The following is a 19,080-nucleotide window of genomic DNA, read 5'->3' as shown; positions in this document are numbered from 1 at the left end:
GCGCTATCTTTGCACCCTGAAATAATGTTCCCGAGACAAAGGTATTAAAATTAGTAGGATTGTGTTATGAGGATACAAATTATTAATGGCCCCAATATTAATCTGCTGGGCAAGCGTGAACCTTCCATATATGGTAGTGTTACATTTGAAGACTATCTGGCAGAACTCCGCAAAGCGTATAAGGATATAGAAATTAACTATTTTCAATCGAATATTGAGGGAGAAATGATTGACTGCATTCAGCAGACGGGTTTTGAAGCAGATGGTATTATTTTAAATGCGGGGGCATATACACATACGTCTATTGCTTTACAAGATGCTATTCGTGCGGTGACTGCCCCGGTAATCGAAGTACATATTTCTAATGTACACAGTCGTGAAGATTTTCGTCATGTGTCTATGATTGCTTGTGCCTGTAAAGGAGTCATTTGTGGTTTTGGGCTCAATTCATACCGTCTGGCCCTTGAGGCTTTAAGATAATAATGTGAGAATAAAATAGATTCATATAATTAATGTGTAAATAAGCCGGAGGACGATTGGCATATGGGCACATTATCAAAATTAAATAATTATTTAAGATGTTGCTGAAACAGACTAAAATCGTAGCTTCCATCTCAGACAGACGCTGCGACGTAGACTTTATAAAACAGTTGTTTGATGCCGGGATGAACGTTGTTCGTATGAATACCGCGCATGCCAGCCGTGAAGGTTTTGAAGCTTTGATAGCTAATGTACGTGCCGTTTCCAACCGTATTGCCATCCTGATGGATACCAAAGGGCCGGAAGTACGAACTACTGCTAATGCCGAACCTATTCCTTTTCAGATTGGAGAGAAAGTGAAGATTGTTGGTAATCCTGACCTGGAAACAACCCGCGAATGTATTGCTGTTTCATATCCCAATTTTGTACATGATCTGAATATCGGTGGAACGATTCTTATTGATGATGGTGATCTTGAACTTCGTGTGATTGATAAAACAACTGACCATTTGCTTTGTGAAGTGCAAAATGAGGCTGTCCTGGGTAGTCGTAAAAGTGTGAATGTTCCGGGGGTGCGAATCAACCTGCCTTCGTTGACAGAGAAAGACCGTAATAATATATTGTATGCTATAGAGAAGGATATCGATTTTATAGCACATTCGTTTGTACGTAACAAGCAGGATGTGCTTGATATTCGTACTATTCTTGACGAGCATAATAGTGATATTAAAATTATTGCCAAGATTGAAAATCAGGAAGGTGTTGATAATATCGATGAAATCCTTGAAGTGGCTGATGGTGTGATGGTAGCGCGTGGTGATCTGGGTATTGAAGTACCACAAGAACGTATTCCGGGTATCCAGCGTACACTGATTCGTAAATGCGTGTTGGCAAAGAAGCCGGTTATTGTAGCTACACAGATGCTTCACACTATGATTAATAATCCGCGTCCGACTCGTGCGGAGGTAACTGATATTGCTAATGCTATCTATTATCGTACTGATGCTTTGATGCTGAGCGGTGAAACGGCTTATGGTAAATATCCGGTAGAAGCCGTGAAAACGATGACTGCTATTGCCGCACAAGCTGAAAAAGATAAACTGGAAGAGAACGATATCCGCATTCCGTTGGATGAAAATAGTAATGATGTGACTGCATTCCTTGCCAAGCAAGCTGTGAAAGCTACAGCCAAGCTGAAGATGCGTGCTATTATTACTGATAGTTATAGTGGACGTACTGCCCGTAACCTTGCTGCTTTCCGTGGTAAATATCCTGTGCTGGCCATTTGTTACAAGGAGAAAACCATGCGTCATCTGGCTCTTTCTTATGGGGTGGAAGCGATCTATATGCCCGAATTGGCTAACGGACAGGAGTATTACTTTGCTGCACTACGCCGTCTGTTGAAAGAAGGACGTTTGTGTCCTTCGGATATGGTAGGTTATTTGAGTAGTGGTAAAGCGGGAACCCAAACTTCTTTCCTTGAAATCAACGTTGTGGAAGATGCTTTGAAACACGCTGAAGAAACGGTACTGCCTAATAAGAACAGATATTTATAATTTATAATTGGACGATTTACAATTTACGATTGAAATTACTTCTGATAAACAAGAGTTATTTCAATCGTAAATTGTAAATCGTCCAATCGTAAATCCTTTTTCTCTTTCCATGGATACTATAGACGATTACATCCTGAGCCATATAGATGATGAAGGCGATTATCTGAAAGCCTTGTATCGTGACACACATGTTAAACTACTTCGTCCTCGTATGGCTTCCGGCCATTTGCAGGGAAGAATGTTGAAGATGTTTGTCGAGATGATTCGCCCCCGGCAGATACTTGAAATAGGTACGTATAGTGGTTATTCTGCTCTTTGCCTGGCCGAGGGACTTCCGGAAGGAGGAATGCTTCACACATTTGAGATTAATGATGAACAAGAGGATTTTACACGTCCCTGGCTGGAAGGATCGGCTTATGCTGATAAAATAAAGTTCTATATCGGTGATGCCCTTGAACTTGTTCCCGGATTGGGTATTGTGTTTGATCTTGCCTTTATAGATGGGGATAAGCGTAAATATATCGAATATTACGAAATGACGCTTGTACATCTTTCCGCCGGAGGTTATATTATAGCTGATAATACTTTATGGGATGGCCATGTTCTGGAAGAGCATCCGCATAGTAACGATTATCAAACAATTGGTATTAAAGCGTTCAATGATCTTGTGGCAAAAGATACAAGGGTAGAGAAGGTGATACTTCCTTTGCGGGATGGGCTGACGATTATCCGTAAAAAATAGTGCTAACTTAGTGGGTATGCTATTTCGATAATGAAAACTAAAAATATCATATAAATAGCCTGTCAAGCGATATATTTCTGTAACTTTGTGTTTTATATGAGTAGGTGAAGGTCGCCTGCTCAATATGAATAATTACATTTAATAAACCTGATAAATAACTTTATGGAAACAACCAGACAGAATAAGATATCCCGTTTGTTGCAAAAAGAATTGAGTGAAATCTTCTTGTTACAAACTAAGGCGATGCCCGGTATACTGGTGTCAGTAAGTGCAGTTCGTATTAGTCCTGATATGAGTATAGCGCGTGTATACCTTAGTATTTTTCCTTCTGAAAAGGGAGAAGAGATGGTAAAAAATATCAATAACAACATGAAATCTATCCGGTATGAGCTCGGAACGCGGGTTCGTCACCAGTTGCGTATCATTCCCGAACTGAAATTCTTTGTGGATGATTCATTGGATTATATAGAAAAGATAGATTCTCTTTTGAAGTGAACCTGCCCTTTTATATAGCCCGGCGCTATCTCTTTTCAAAGAAGAAGCACAATGCCATTAATATTATTTCCGGCATATCAGTATGTGGGGTAGCACTTGCTACGCTGGCGCTTGTCTGTACACTTTCTGTATTTAACGGTTTCCAGGATATGGTGGCCAGCTTTTTTACAGCGTTCGATCCGGAACTGAAGATTAGTATCCGGGAAGGTAAGGTTTTCGATGGACAAGACGAACGCATACAAGCGATTCGTGCCTTGCCGGAAGTCGCTGTATTCACCGAAACGTTGGAAGAAAATGCGATGGTACAGTATAAAGACCGTCAGACAATGGCTGTAATAAAAGGGGTGGAAGATAACTTTGAGGATCTTACGTCTATTGACAGCATTCTTTATGGGGCAGGGGATTTTCTACTTCATGATTCCATAGTAGATTATGCTGTGATGGGTATCGAATTGGTTTCGACGCTGGGTACAGGTATACAGTTTGTTGATCCGTTGCAGATTTATACCCCTAAGCGGAATGCTAAGGTGAATATGGCAAATCCTTCTGCTTCTTTTAATATGGAGTATCTTTTTTCTCCGGGTACTGTCTTTGTGGTCAATCAGCAAAAGTATGATAGCCGTTATATTCTTACTTCCCTTGATTTTGTGCGTCGGATGCTTGATTATACAACCGAAGTTTCTGCTATTGAATTGAAATTAAATCCTGGTGTGAGCACCTCTTCCGCCAAATCAAAGATTGCATCGATATTGGGTGATGACTTTGTTGTGCAGGATCGCTATGAGCAACAAGAAGACGTATTTCGGATTATGGAGATAGAGAAATTGATTTCATATCTTTTTCTCACGTTTATTTTGATGATTGCCTGTTTTAATGTAATAGGTTCTCTTTCTATGTTGATTCTTGATAAGAAAGAGGATGTTGTGACTTTGCGCAATTTGGGAGCGGATGATCGTTTGATTTCCAGAATATTTCTTTTTGAAGGGCGTCTGATTTCTCTTTTTGGTGCTATATCCGGTATTGTATTGGGATTAATTCTTTGTTTGATACAACAAAAATTTGGTATTATCTCTTTAGGTGGTGGAGGAAACTTTCTGGTGGATGCCTATCCGGTCAGTGTGCACTTTTGGGATGTAGTGTTGGTGTTTGTAACGGTATTTGCCGTTGGCTTTCTTTCGGTGTGGTATCCGGTGCGTTATCTTAGTAAACGATTGCTCTCTTCAGGAGGGAAATAATAAATAACGATGTCTGTCAAATGACTTCTACATAAAAAATAGCGCCCCATATAATTTAGTACTAAATTATATGGGGTGCCTAAAAAGGATTCTTTCTTTTCTGTTACTGAATAGCTATCTTATAAGTACTAATTGTATTGTCTTTTGTTCGGATACATACAATGTATATACCTGTTGAGCCTACAGCTACTTCAATGCTCTGATTAGCTTCACCATTTGCTATGACTTGTCCGGTAGAAGTGAGTACGGAGTAAGTACAATCTTCTGTAGGGATAATTGTAATATTGGTATCAGTAGCATAAATTCGGGCTATATTCTCATTCGTTTTTTCCAGTCCTGTTCCTTGTGTTATTACACAGGAAGTTGTCTGATAGGGTTCATTGTAATCTGTATAATCAGGATATGCTTTGGAAGAGATAACACAGTAGATTGCACCATCTGGTATGGTATTGAAACGGAATTTACATCCTTCTGTTACCGTGTAGTCTTTTCCTGCACTAAGTTTTTCACCCGTACTGGCAAGATACCATTCAAAAGTAGGATAGACCCCATTTGGGAAGTATGAATCGGCCAATCCTTTCTTTTTCACATACCAGTCCGAAAAATCAATTGTTTCATCAGTCTTATAACTGCTTGCCAATTCATATTTCATCACTTTATCTTTCTGATATATATATGACATTTTTATCTTCTCACCTTCGGGAAAGTTTGGCATGATCATATAATTGTATGAGCAGTCGATTTCCAGAATCTGATTCAGACTTTCGGGAACCAGTATCTTTGTCAACTCGTTATATGAGCAATCCAGATACGTCAGGTTGATATAAGAACTTATATCCAGTGTTTTTAAGCCATTTTCTTTACATGTCAGAGAGGTCATGGTAGCTGCATTTTCCGGAAGAGTCGCTTCTTTTATTCCACTACAATTCAACATCTGTAGATTGGTGTATTCTTTCAGATTAATGCTGGCTAATGCTGTATATTCACAATTTAATTCTGTTAAAGCTGTTTTTACAGTCGGAAGAGTAAGGGTTGCGAGTTTGGTATTGCTCTTACAGATTAATTTACTCAGCTTACTACATGTATTAACATCCAATTCTTCTAATGAAGAATTATTGGTGGCTTCTAATGAAGTTAAATTGGTATACTTACTCAAATCTATTGTCTTTGAGGATAGTTTTTTCAGGATGACAGTTTCTAAATTCTCTGTTTCGTCCGGCAGAACAATTGTGGCGGCACCGGATGGAGCATAATTCAGATTTTTCAGTCCTGACCAATCATGTATGTCCAGATTTCTTATATTACTGTTTTCAATAGTCAGACTGGTTATAGTTGCTATATTTTCAGGGTATGTTATTGTTGCGATTTTAGAACTTTCTTTTATAGAAAGTATTTCCAGTGCTGTACATCTGCTTAGATCAACTCCAGTGAGATAATCGCAGTAGGCTAAAGAGATTTCCTTTATTTTGGCTGCATCTGTATAAATCTTAATTATCTTTGTATCTGTAGGTGTACCTTGTATAGATGTTTTTGTTGAATTTATAACTTTATCAACCAGATTTCCATCTCCCCAGTCTATTTGAATGGTTGTATTATCTTCTGTTGCCCCAATAGAAAAGCCAATGCTCCTTTCATTGGATGTAGTGAGGCTGATAACCGGATCGGCTGCTTTCTCGATAATTACATCCGTAGTACGATAAGGAGAGTTATAATCCTGATAATCAGGATATGCCTTAGAAGCAATAACACAATAGGTATTGCCTTCAGGGACTGTATTGAACCGGAATTTTGCAGGTTCTGTCACAGAGTAATCTTTTCCTTCTTCCAGTGGTTCTTTGCTTCCATTTACATACCAGGTGAAGGTAGGATAAACTCCTTCCGGGAAATAAGAGCCTTTGATACCTTGTTTAAGAACATAAAGCTCGGATAGGTCTATTATATCATTTGTGGTATATCTTTCACTTAGAGTGTATTGTGAAACTTTCTCTCTCTGGTCCATATAGGTCAAATCGATCTTCTCACCTTCCGGGAAATTGGGTAAAAACAGATAGTTGTAAGAACAGTCGATATTGATATCCTGGTTCGGATTCCCGGGAACTTTTATCTCTGTCAGTTCGTTATATGAACAATCCAGATACGTCAGGTTGGTACATGAACTTATATCCAGTACTTTCAGGCCATTTTCTTTGCAAGTCAATGAAGTCAAAGTAGACGGATCTTCGGGGAGGATTGTCTCTTTGATCCCGCTACAATTTAATACCTGCAATTTGCTATATTCTTTTAAGTCTATGGCTGTTAGTGCAGTATATTCACAATCCAGTTCTGTTAAAGTTGTTTTGATTTCCGGTAGAATAAGAGTCGCCAGTTTGGTATCTCTTTTGCAAATTAGTTTTGTTAACTTGTTGCATTTACCCACATCCAGTGTTTCCAATGCAGAGTGAGAGGTTACTTCAAGAGAAGCCAGATTGACATATTTGTTTAAATCTATAGCTTTTAATGATAACTTACTAAGAACGATATTTTCCAGATTTCCGGCTTCGTCGGGCAACACAATGGTACTGGCACCGTAAGGACTATATTTTAGATTTTTGAGGCCAGACCAATTATGTAAGTCTATATTTTTTATACTGCTATTGTCAATGGTGAGATTCTCCAGTGTGGTTATATCTTCCGGATAGACAATGGAAGTAATTTTAGAGCTTTCCTTTATTGATAAGGTTTGCAAAGCTGTACATTTACTTAAATCGACGCCTGTGAGGTAATCACAATAAGCTAAAGAAACTTCCTTTATCTTAGCTGCATCTGCATAAATTTTAATATTTTTTGTTCCTGCAGGAGTACCCTGTATAGAAGTCTTTGCGGAGTTTATAACTTTATCAACGAGGTTTCCATCTCCCCAGTCTATCTGTATAGAAGTATTGTCTTCAGTAGCTCCTAAGGAGAAACCAATAGTTCTTTCATTGGATGTAGTTAAAATGATAGTTGGTTCAGCTGCTTTTTCAATAGTAGTATCGGCAGTCCGGTACGGAGAATTGTAATTCTGATAAGCCGGATAGGCTTTGGAGGCAATGATACAATAAACGCTGTTTTCGGGAACTATATTGAATTTGAATTTTCCAGGTTCAGTTGTTGTGTAATCCTTTCCTTCTTCCAAGGGATCGCTGTTTCCGTTTGTATACCAAGTGAAGGTGGGATAAACTCCATCTGTAAAATAGGAACCGCTAATTCCTTTTTTAGAAACGTAAAATTCAGACAGGTCAATAATATCATTTGTTGTATAACTTTCATTCAAAGTGTATTGTGATACTTTTTCCCGCTGGTCCATATAGTATAAAGTGATGTTTTCACCTTCGGGAAAATTAGGCATGATCATGTAATTGTATGAACAGTCTACAGACAGATTTTTATCCGAATTGGGAGTTTGGATAGAGGTAAGAAAGTTATAAGTACAATCCAGATTTGTCAGATTGGTATATTTACTGATATCCAATGTCGTCAGACCACATTGTTGTAACGTTAAGTCATTCAGAATATCTGTATTTTCCGGAAGTATCAATGTTTCTAATGTTGCATCTGCATTGAATAAGGCAAGTGTCTTAAGCTTTGTACATTTACTTGCGTCAAAAGAAGCCAGATTGAGATATCTACAGTTGATCTTTGTCAATTGATTCTCTGTAGAGGAAGGGAGAATAATTTCAGTTACACCTTGGCAACTTGAACAGGACAGTTCTGTCAATGCCAAACATTTACTGAAATCAAGCACTTTTAGAAGTTTATTGGAAGAGATTTCAATCTTTTTCAGCTTATTGGCATCTCCGTATACGTTGACTGAAGTACCCGAAGCGGAACCATTGACTGCTGTTCCGGTTGTTTTAACCGTTTGTTCTATTGCTCCCTCACCAAAGTCTACCTGGAAAACTGTTTCTTCAGTTGCATACAGTTTAAAACTGATTTTACCGGCAGTACAAGTCATGTTGATAATAGGTTCATCTTCATTTTTCTCCGCCCATACGCCAATGACTATCAGTGACATAAGACAGGTAATAAGTAGTCGTTTTTTCATATCTTCCGATGTGTATTAGTGAATAAATATTGTCCGGGACGTCAAATACGGGATTTTACGCCCGGACAATTGTTAAGAATAAAGTAAAGAGAGAGAGTTTTATTTTTTGATGACTTTTATAGAAGCATTGATAGAGTCGCCTCCAACTCTTATCAGGTAAATGCCTTCGGCCCAGTTTGCCCCCGTAACAGTTATATTAGCTTCATTTGTAGTCTTCTCATAAACGGTTTGTCCGTTAGCATTGAATACACGAATTAATTTCGATGTATTATCTCCGGTTTTTATGTTGAAGTCAGAGTGGAATACCGTTGGATAAACGCTGATCTTATTGTCTTCTACCTTGTTGATAGAAGTTCCTTTTACCTGATGGAAAGTCATTTCCGGTGATAGATAGAAAGAGAATCCGGTTTTATCAATCTCGTTAAACGGCCAGGGAAGATCAGGTACACAATACCATCCTCCGTTAAGATTCAACTCTGCGGCTCCTGCTGCATGAATCCGGACATAAGCAGAAGCAACTTTATCTGCTCTGTACGCATCACAAGCCAAAGCTAATTTGGTAGTTGCGTCCGGTACGATAGATTCGTCCAGTTCTATAGATAAATAGAATGTTCCTTTGACTTTTATAGGAGTTGCAAATTTAATTTTTCTGATGACATTTTCGTAGTCTACAGAGGTAGTACCGAAAGCACCGCTCATTGTTGTAACATATTCTCCAAATACATTATCCGGATCCGGTGCTCCCCATTTCTCTCCATATAATCTGACTTTTACAGGTTTACCTTTGTTAATGGTAGCTGCTTTATATACATACAATCTGAAATGAACGGCACTGACGGTTGCTTCAGCGTCAGCAGGCAGTTCAAATCTTTCAGCAAAGGTGGTATAATATCTGTTTATGCCACTAACGTAGTCATTCGAACCGGGAACATCTGTTTCCGGCAGGAACAGTTCGTCATACATGTCCGATATGTTAGCGACAATGTCTGTAACATCCTCTTTTCCTAAAATACCTACATTTACAATGTCTGAGAATGAATCAGTGGATTTAGAGTTTTTTACAGTCAACAGAGGTTTGTAATCTCCACTCTCCGAATAGGTTACAACCGGACTTTCTTCGGTAGTAGTAGCCGGATTCCCGAATGTGTTCCATTGGTAATCAGTTGCATATTTTGATTGATTAATGAATGAAATGGGTTGTTCCGGATATACATAGCGCAGACGCTCTTTTATGTGATTAGCATGAGTTGACCAAAGACCACCGTACGCAACGTATTTAGCTACAGCCGGAAAAGGATTTTCATTATCATAGACTTCAAAATTGTCTATTCCTACACCATTTGCAACGATCGTAGTAAAACCGATTCCAAAGTAATAGATACCATCGGTTTCAGGTATGAAATCAGCCTCTACTTTTTTCCATTCTTTGTACTTTATATTTTTTAAATCTACCAATGTGATACAATCAGCTTCTTTTGATTGTCCTTTACCAACAGTAAAGCGTAAGCTTTCGCTCTTATTGGCCGATTCAGAAAGCCCGGGAGCCAATAGCCAGAAACTGGCATGATAGATTCTTCCGGCTTTCATTTCAAATCCGGGAGTATATGCCCAGTTATTTTCTGTTGCAGAAGAATAGACACCCAGACAATTGGGTTCGGAATATATATTTTTCCAACCGTTGAAAGTTGTGATGGCAAAAGCATCTTTGTCACCTGTACAAACCCATCCTTCGGGGACAGTCCGAATCTCATAACTGTCAAAATCATTAGAATAGGGTAAAGTGCCTAATGTAGTGGCCCGCGTTGTTACTGTCCGGGAGTTTGTTACTTCCGGTGTACCTACTTTCTCCGTTTTATTTCTTTGTGGCTTGATTTGTTGGGCATTCACCTGTGAACAAGCAAAAGAGATGAATAAAACCATCTGAATAAAAATGTAAAAACTCTTTCTTTTCATATTCGTAATTTTTATGTGGTTATTTAATGTATCTGATTGTTTTGAACCAAACGACGTCGGGATTATCGTTTCTTCTGAATGTGATTTCACTTGGACTTTTCAGGTTGTTATAAGTCATGTTGTATGGTTCGTCATCACTCATGTATCCTAGAATCATTTTGAAATATTCCATATAGAAGTATCTGGCGAAATCATCTCCTCCTCCAGCGAAAATTATTTTCACCTGGTCGGCATCTTTTATCGGAACGAAGTCCATATAAAAATTAGCACTATACAATTTTCTGTCATTAATTGAATAACTGTATATAGTAAATACCTGATAAGGACTTTGTAAAGAGGCCTGTTGTAACTCTTCCGGACCTTGTCCATAAAGGTCTTTTTTCATGTTTTCGGCAGCAGTATTCCACATGGTAGTAAATCGGGGCCCCATCTGTTTCGTGTCAAAGAACCAGTTACCTTTTTTTGTTACAAATGCTTCTCCTAAAGGCATCTGTGTGATTTGTACATTGTCTGCTCCTTCGTCTGTACAAGTCAGGTGAGTTTTATCTTCCGAAGCAGTGAAATTCTGTATTGTTTTTCCTGCAATGGTTATAGGCTCTTTGAATTTGATGCCATCTGTAGTATAGATATAGGCCATCCCTTCGGCTGATGAGCTGACTCCTTCCGGCAGGTTGAAAGTCTGGTAACGTCCTATCTCTTCAGATTCTTCCATTTCAATAGTAGTACCATTTACATTCAAACGCATGGTGAATCCCGGGAAAGCTTCTATCATCTTATCCAGCTTACTACTGTAACTTTCCCATGTCATATCATTGGGCAGAGGGATCATTTGCATTTTAGTCCCATTCTTTTTTCCCTTTAACTCGATTTTGTCTTTGGCTACATTAAGAATGATGAATTCATAGTCACCCTCGTAACCAAGTCCATCCGGATTGGGATCGGAGAACTGGTGCAGTATGTGATTGTATGTATCAAAACTTAATATAGGGCCCATGTCTCCCTTTATCTGATACATACTTGTGGCTTGGTCACCCGGTGATTCCAGTATGGGCGACTCTGCAGTAATACTTACTTCTCCCTGTTTAGAGAAGACCATGTAGAAACGGAACCCTCCGTATTTGTTATCTTCGGGGTAATATTCAAAAATCCATCCGTTTTCCGATCCAGTCAGTATTTCTTTACACTGTTGCAACATTGCATTCATCCTGTTGGCAGAAGAACTGTCAAATATGTTTTTTTCATCTGAGCATGAAGTAATGCACAATGTAAACAAAGCAATGATAGTATAAGCTAATTTATTCATTGTATGCTATTTTTTCATTTAAAATTGAATCAATATCTCCGGAACGTCTGATGATAATGGTTCTTAATTCATCAATGTCAATATTCCACGCAGTCATTAGCCATTCTTTTACCATATCGAACTTGGTTTGTATTTTGGTAGCTCCCTCTGTTCCTGCATTTGCCAGCATGTTCTCCCAGAAACCATCCGGTTTAACAAGATAGTTGGCTATTACTTCTACGAAGTCTTCTTGTGGTTCCATACCTGCATAGGGGGTGACGAAACCAAGTTTCCAGGCTTGTTGTTCCGTTCTGTTTTGCCAGCCGGTAGAGGAGTAGTCGGCTGCAGATATTTGATTATATTCGGTAGGATAGTTTTTTTTCTGGTGCAGGATGTGAGCAAATTCATGATGCATTGTTTCAAAATAGTATTCATTCAACATCTCTACGTCTGTAGGATCTATGGCATTCACCTTATATAATATGACTTTGATGCCAGCTTCTGCCGAACCTAATACTTCTGTAGAAGAAGAGGCATTGATGGCTGATGAACCAACCAGCAGAATGACTTTGGGTGCATAAGTTCTCATGAAGTCCTTGTTTTTTCCGGTTTTGTCGAATATCTCATCGTAAGATTCAAGCCACAGATACTTGATAATTTTTGCTAGTTTTTTTGACTTCTCCACTTCAGCCGGAATAAGATTGTATGACATGTCTGCTTCTATGTCTTCCATCCGGTATTTGAAATCAATATTATATTCTTTCACATAGTTTTGAAGCAACCAATTGTCAAACTCTGTGCGCTCACGAGGAGTTGTATTAAAAATACTTTCTCCAAATTCATCATCAGAGCAGGAAGATATCATCACTCCGGTTAAAAAGATTGCTAATGTGTATAATAAAATCTTCTTCATATATTTTTGTACATTTATTTATTATTATCTGGGATTAGGTTGCATACCGGCTCCGATTGCATCTGCAGGTAACTGCAATACTCTTCTGGGATCGTCTTTTGTCAGGATATCGTCAGCTTGCCCGGATATGTTGTGTTTGATTTCGATACCGAATCGTTTAATGTCAAACCACCTGAGGCCTTCATGTGCGGTTTCTATACGTCGGAAGTGCAAAAGACAGTACATAAAGTTTAGCTGTTTGTCACTCTCAATCTCAAACATTGGGTTTAACTCCGGACGCAATGCTTTATCTGCTGTTTTGTAATAGGCATTGATGTAATCTTCAGTCAGCGGTTTTACCCCTTTTATAGTGTGTGAATCATACCAGGAGATCAGATCTTTTGCTGCATTGGCATAATCTTTCATATGTATATATGCTTCTGCGCGGCAAAGAAGCGTTTCATCAGTAGTGAAAACCGTATTTACAATGTTCAGATATCCTATGCCGGATATGACATCCGTATACTCAATAAATCCATAGAGTTTGGGATAGTAGGATGTCTGATCGCCTCCATATATCTTATTGGCATGATAAAGATATTCCGGAGTTACCCAGGGTCCTAAGCTCCAGTAGGTTTCCTGCAGTTTGGCTGTATTCATTGCATATCTGCAATATTTAGAGCTCCAGTGGTTGTAATTCCACATAGATGTAGCGGGCATTAACAGGAGATTACATGGTAATTCAGCTTTTACATAGGCAATACCACAATCTTTTGCAGCGGCAATGCTCTGGTATTGCGTAAGGTTACGGAGCACTTTTGCCGGATTGTCTCCAATGGCCTTTGTTGCATATTGGGCAGCTTTATCATAATTGCCATAATACAGGTTGAATCGTGCGGCAAAAGCATAAGCTGCTTTCTGATTAAAATGGTATTTGATAACAGTACTTTTGTACTTTGTGTCGTCAATAAGTGGCAGGCCTTCTTCTATATCACGATTTATCTTTTCATATACTTCCGCAACAGTCCCCCTTTCGTATTTTCCGGATACTATTTTTTCCGGTTTTTCTACGTAAGGTATTCCCAGGTCTGCACTGCTTGTTTGTGCATTATATGCTTTACAAAAGACATTGGCCAGAATGAAGTGCGAGTATGCGCGACAGATAAGAGCTTCTCCTTTGGCAGCCACTTCTGTTTCGTCGTCTCCTTCGGAAGTACTGAGGTATTCCAATGCATGATTGGCGGCGGCTATTGCCTTATAGTACTCATTCCAGATAAATTGTGGAGTATCCTGCTGGTTATCTGTAAAATCCTGCCATTTGTAGCTTTCTTCCACACTTTTATTGTAAGAGATATAGAGCGGACCGTTATCTGCAACATTATCAGACATTAATTCTGTAACTTGTACGTAAGTTCCGGTAGAATAGGCTGAGACGAGCAGTTGCAGTACTTTCTCGTTATTGTCGAGCTCGGTTCTGTTATCCGGCATTTTATCCAGAAAACCGTCACAAGAGGATATCATCAGGAGCATTACTGTGACTCCAAACCATGTTGAGTATTTATTTTTATGTTTCATATTCATTGCAGTCTTTTTATAATCCAAGTCTTAAAGTTAAAGTGAACTGTTTGGGTACGGGAGAAGCAACTCCTCCGGAGCGGAAGAATTCCGGATCCTGTCCGTTTAATTTGGAATCCGAATAAATCAGAAATAGGTTTGTAGCTTGTAATTTAAGTTGTAGATTGTTCAGCTTGAACTGTTTGATCCAGGCTGGATTGAAATCATATGACAAAGAGATTTCTTTCATTCGGATGAAGTCACCTTTTGCTACACGAACATCCGAATAGTTATATGCATTATAGGCATATTTCAGGTTTGGAATATCTTTCACCTGACGGGTATGAGCTATAACGGGTATGTTGGTATAGGCTTCATCTCCCGGTACGGTCCATCTGTTCCTGAATTCCTTAGGCATAGCGTCCAGATCGGAGTACTCGCTTTTGAATACAGGGTCAAGACGAACTACATTTCCAAAAGAATAAGTCATGAAAACATTCAATTTAAAACTCTTGTACGAAAAGATATTGCCGAAACTTCCGGTAATAGTCGGGTCGGTAGGACCTTCGTATTTCAGAAAATCTTTCTTTAGGGCTTCCTGGAAGTTGATATCTGTAATTGTAACCTCTCCGTCTTCGTTGATAAAAGTAGGGAGTCCATCTTCATTCAGACCCTGGAACGGAATGGAAAATAATGCACGTACAGGATACCCTTTTTCTGCAAATCCCATACCGGAGATAAGGCTCATTACACGTGCTTTCGAATCCAGTTCGGTTATTTCATTCTTTGATTTTGAGAAGATGAAATCCGTGGTCCACTGAAAATCTTTAGTACGTATATTTTTTGTTGATAAGGTAAATTCCACTCCGCTTGATTTCATGGAAGCTACATTGGCATACTTAGTACCCTGTCCGCCACCGCCTTGAGTGTTGATAAGCCCTATTAAGTCGTAGTTATTACGGGTATAATAATCCAGGCTCAGATTAATTCTGTTGTCAATGAAGCCAAAGTCGGCACCCACATTAAACTCATGTTTCTTCTCGTAAGTCAATTCACTGTTTTCCAGATCTTCTATTTGCAAACCTGATTCTTTCACACCTGCAAAAGGACGAAAAGGGGAGTAGTTACGATATACAACACGAGAATTGGTGACAAAAGCAGGTCCTCTGTCGGCTGTAAGACTATAGGATGCTTTCAAGGTAAAATGAGACAGAGCCGGAGTTAGCTTCTCAAAGAATTCTTCTTCGTGCATATTCCACGCAGCAGCTACATTCCATGTGGGTAGCCAGCGGGCCGAACGGGCTTTACCCAGTCTGTTGGAACCCTCATAGCGGATTGTTCCGGTAGCTGTATATTTCCCCATATATGAATAGGTTCCCATCCCGAAAAAGGCGAGGTTGCGTGAATAGGTCAAATCGTTGTAGTAATACTGGTTATTTTGTTCTATTCCTTGCTTAAATATCAGATAATCATAAAAAGGTATACCTCCTTTTTCGTATTGATATCCCCATCCTCTTGACCAGTATTGGGTCCGGTCGGCTGAGTTGGCTTCTGTTCCGGCAAACAGATTCATGATATGTTTGTCTTTGAAACTTGTATTGTAGCTTAAACTGGCTCTGAAATCATAGCCTAATAATTTATATTCGTTTTTATCGAATATACCTCCTTCCGGCAAAACGACAACAGGCAAAGAATTGGGGACATCCGGATTTTTATATAATAGAGGATTCCTGTCGCGTATAGTAGCGTCCCCTGCTGCACGATATGCTTCCGGTTGGTTTGAATTCTCTTTTATCAGATGGTCCTGTGAAGTCATCTGATATTTTACGGCTCCTACTACATTAGCTTCGAGTCCTTTGATAATTTTCCAGTTTAGTTCACCCTGAAATTTAAGGTCTACTACATCCAGGTCAATATAGTTTTTATCTAATTCATTCAGGATGTTGAAAGGGGCATAATTTCTTGTATAATATACAAGTCCGTCAGCATCTTTCAATGCTAATGTTCTTGAAGTATTCAATGCGTAGCTATACGGGTTGATGTCAAAATCCCGTCTGACTTCTCCGCTTACCACATCTATCTCCTGGCTTAAAGTTCCGGGAGCCTTCTGCTTTCTGTATGAACCATTGGATAATAATGTCAACGTCAGGTTATTAGAAAGATTGAAAGAAGCGTTTGCATTGGCTGTATATCTCTTAACCGAGCTGGCCTTTGTCCATCCCGGATCATTGTAAATACTGATTGAACCGTAGTATTTAGCTTTCTCCGTACCAGAACTGATACTTATTGAGTGGTTCATGGTAATGTTATTGTTGAACAATTCATCAAACCAGTTTGTATTTCTCATTTCGGCCATTTGAAGGTAGGCAGCCTGTGCTTCCGGAGTATTCACTAATCCCCACGATTGATTTTTGGGGTTATAGGAATTAATGAGTTGATACATTTTTCCATATACTCCACTGTTGGAAGCTCTGTAAGTGTCGGAGAAAATCAACCAGCCTTTTTCTGCCATTTCATTGTAAACACCCATCTGTTCCTGAGAACCCATTATGTTGAAATTGTCATAATTAGGCTTTAATCGGGATGTAAATTCTCCCGTATAGTTAATGCGGCTGACACCGGCTTGCCCCCTTTTGGTAGTAATAACCACAACACCTGCCATTGCTCTGGCACCATATATTGAAGTAGCCGATCCGTCTTTCAAAATCTGAAAGCTTTCAATATCATCGGCACTTAGTCCGGCTATCGCCGAACTTATCAGGGTTACAGCATCACCGGAAGATAAGTCGTCGGCATCAATTTCTACCGCATCTTCCATAACCACTCCGTCAACGACCCATAAAGGTTTCGAACTACCATAAATAGAAGTGGCACCGCGGACACGTATTTTCGGGGCTGTACCAAACGTTCCGGATACATTTTGTACAGATACTCCGGCGGAACGTCCTTCCAAAGCACGGCTTACGTCCGGTATACCGTCCAAACGTGCATCTTCTGCTTTAAGCCTGTCAGTTGCACCGGTAAACAAACGTTTATCCACTTTAGTCATACCTGTTACAACGACCTCTTCCAGCATTTGGGAATCTGAACTAAGCGTAATTTTTATGTTACCCTCTTTGATAGGTAACTCTTTAGTCTCCATTCCGATGTAAGAAACAATCAGGGTCTTTGCTTTTTCAGGAATACTTATCTGAAAATGTCCGTCGAGGTCGGTTACCGTACCTACCGTAGCATCTTCTTTAAACCTGACGCTTACCCCCGGCAGACTCTCTCCCATATCATCTACTACTGTACCTGATATTTGTTTGTTTTTCCCTTTCTCAGAGTTTTGCCGGGGCTTGAATATCTGAATGTATTTATCTTTTATTTCATAATTCAAAGCTTGCCCTTTCAGGATAATGTCTAACGCTTCGTTAATGGACTTATCCTGGAAATTGATCGTTATTTTTCGTCCCAGGTCCACTTCACTTACATTAAACCACAACGAATAAGTAGTTTTTGCTTTTAGCTGTTCTAAAGCTTCTTTGACTGTTACATTTTTCAGTTCAAGAGATATATTTTTCTCCTGAGCAGAAACGATTTGTGCACAGACCAGAAAACAGGTGATTAAAGCCATCTTCATGAGGGCTTTCCATTCTTTTACATACATCGGCGCTATTGTTAAAGTTGTAATTAATTATTTCTTGATATGATTATCTCATCTCCATTGATTGTGTAGTGCAGGTTGTTGTTAGCTGCCATAATATCGAGTATCTTCGTTATTGTTTCATCGTTTCGGAAATCACCATAGAAGCGCTCCGTACATAGTTGTTTGTCTTTTATTTCTATTTTGACGTTGAATGCACGTTCAAGATCGCGTACAATCTGGCTTAAAGGTTCTTCATTAAAGAATAGTGTGTTTCTTAATGTTACGCTGGGAACCCGGATTGCTGCGGTAGGTTGTCCGGTTACATTGCTCGAAATGGCATCCAGTATTTCCTGTTTGGGCTGTGTCCACATTGCGTAACTTTGAGCATCTACGCTTTTTACAGTTACACGATTCTCTTTTTTATTAATTACAGCCTGTTGGTTGGGGATAAGTAATATGTTTTTTGCCTGTCCTTCTATGCTGCCTACATTCAAGCTACCTTCAACCAAAGTAACCCGGGCACTTTCATCTTCTGCATATGATTTGAAGTTGAATTTGGTACCGAGTACTTTAATTTTCACTTTTCCGGAAAGAACACTGAATGGGAGAAGTTTATTTTTAGTAACTTCAAAATAGGCTTCGCCATCCAAAGAAACATTTCTATCAGATTGTCCGAAGCTCTCCTGATATGAGAGGCGGCTACCCGAATTTAACCAGACAGAAGTTCCGTCCGGCAAAGTCACTTTAGACTTGGAGCCATAAGGTATCTCGATGGTTTGTGCCAGATAAGAAGAAAAGGGGGATGGAGAAAATACATAATAAGAGCCCACTCCTAATCCGAATGCGATAACAAATACAGCGGCATATTTCATCCATGGGTGAAGAGTGATAAAGTGTAGTTTGCTTTTCCGGGGCTTTTTCAATCCGGTCTTCTTTACAAAATGCATATATGCAGATTCTATATCCGATTTGAAGAAAAATCTGTTTCTGGATATACGCATGCTTTTGATTAAGAAATAGTATTCTTTGTATAGTTGCCTGTTTTCGGCACTACTTTCATACCATGCTCTCAAAACAGCTTCTTCTTCTTTTGAAATTCGTTTGGAGAACTGCTTGTCTATAAGATTAAAAACATCAATATTACTATTCATACTTGTCGCCTTTTATAAGTAGGACGACCGAAGAATTCAGTAGGGTAGT

12 protein-coding genes are annotated in these 19,080 nt (G+C 39.2%); 5 read left to right on the top strand and 7 right to left on the bottom strand.

What is annotated here, in order from left to right; all coding sequences use genetic code 11:
- Positions 1–66: 66 nt before the first annotated feature.
- The 5 genes from aroQ to K8P02_RS17375 all read left to right on the top strand — a co-directional run bounded on the left by aroQ (position 67) and on the right by K8P02_RS17375 (position 4,508).
- Entirely contained in the window at positions 67–480 is a 414-nt protein-coding gene (gene aroQ / locus K8P02_RS17395; protein ID WP_002558313.1) for a type II 3-dehydroquinate dehydratase, read from the top strand.
- Between the two features lie 98 nt (positions 481–578).
- Entirely contained in the window at positions 579–2,036 is a 1,458-nt protein-coding gene (pyk, locus tag K8P02_RS17390; RefSeq protein ID WP_002558312.1) for a pyruvate kinase, read from the top strand.
- 109 nt (positions 2,037–2,145) lie between these two features.
- Entirely contained in the window at positions 2,146–2,778 is a 633-nt protein-coding gene (locus tag K8P02_RS17385) for an O-methyltransferase (protein WP_002558311.1), read from the top strand.
- Positions 2,779–2,940: 162 nt separating this feature from the next.
- The gene (rbfA, locus tag K8P02_RS17380; RefSeq protein ID WP_002558310.1) at positions 2,941–3,273 is read left to right on the top strand and encodes a 30S ribosome-binding factor RbfA; all 333 of its coding nucleotides are present in this window, start codon (positions 2,941–2,943) and stop codon (positions 3,271–3,273) included.
- Positions 3,270–4,508: an FtsX-like permease family protein gene (locus K8P02_RS17375; protein WP_025867519.1), complete on the top strand. Its 1,239-nt coding sequence runs from the start codon at positions 3,270–3,272 to the stop codon at positions 4,506–4,508. Before rbfA ends, K8P02_RS17375 begins: the two co-directional genes overlap by 4 nt.
- Before the next feature lie 103 nt (positions 4,509–4,611).
- Here K8P02_RS17375 and K8P02_RS17370 read toward each other — a convergent pair whose 3' ends face one another.
- From K8P02_RS17370 to K8P02_RS17340, 7 genes are all read right to left on the bottom strand, one after another.
- Positions 4,612–8,571 carry a leucine-rich repeat domain-containing protein gene (locus K8P02_RS17370; protein WP_223381572.1) on the bottom strand — a complete coding sequence of 1,320 codons (3,960 nt, stop codon included), beginning with the start codon at positions 8,569–8,571 and terminating at the stop codon, positions 4,612–4,614.
- Between the two features lie 99 nt (positions 8,572–8,670).
- The gene (locus tag K8P02_RS17365) at positions 8,671–10,524 is read right to left on the bottom strand and encodes a T9SS type A sorting domain-containing protein (protein ID WP_025867517.1); all 1,854 of its coding nucleotides are present in this window, start codon (positions 10,522–10,524) and stop codon (positions 8,671–8,673) included.
- 19 nt (positions 10,525–10,543) lie between these two features.
- Complete coding sequence (locus K8P02_RS17360; RefSeq protein WP_002558303.1) at positions 10,544–11,827, bottom strand: DUF4302 domain-containing protein; 1,284 nt, start codon at positions 11,825–11,827, stop codon at positions 10,544–10,546.
- Positions 11,820–12,719 (bottom strand): zinc-binding metallopeptidase, encoded by a 900-nt coding sequence (locus tag K8P02_RS17355; protein ID WP_025867516.1) that lies wholly within the window; start codon positions 12,717–12,719, stop codon positions 11,820–11,822. The genes K8P02_RS17360 and K8P02_RS17355 overlap by 8 nt, the downstream gene beginning before the upstream one ends.
- A gap of 24 nt (positions 12,720–12,743) precedes the next feature.
- Positions 12,744–14,273, bottom strand: coding sequence for a RagB/SusD family nutrient uptake outer membrane protein (locus K8P02_RS17350; protein ID WP_025867515.1), 1,530 nt, complete (start codon positions 14,271–14,273; stop codon positions 12,744–12,746).
- 16 nt (positions 14,274–14,289) lie between these two features.
- The gene (locus K8P02_RS17345; protein ID WP_195570136.1) at positions 14,290–17,901 is read right to left on the bottom strand and encodes a SusC/RagA family TonB-linked outer membrane protein; all 3,612 of its coding nucleotides are present in this window, start codon (positions 17,899–17,901) and stop codon (positions 14,290–14,292) included.
- Between the two features lie 23 nt (positions 17,902–17,924).
- On the bottom strand, positions 17,925–19,031 hold the full coding sequence (locus tag K8P02_RS17340; protein ID WP_025867514.1) for a FecR family protein: 1,107 nt from the start codon (positions 19,029–19,031) through the stop codon (positions 17,925–17,927).
- Between the last annotated feature and the right edge of the window lie 49 nt (positions 19,032–19,080).

The sequence above is a fragment of the Bacteroides nordii genome (assembly GCF_019930665.1).
Classification (GTDB): Bacteria; Bacteroidota; Bacteroidia; order Bacteroidales; family Bacteroidaceae; genus Bacteroides; species Bacteroides nordii.
The sequence above is the reverse complement of the archived record's forward strand: the minus strand, read 5'-3'. Positions and strand labels throughout refer to the sequence as shown.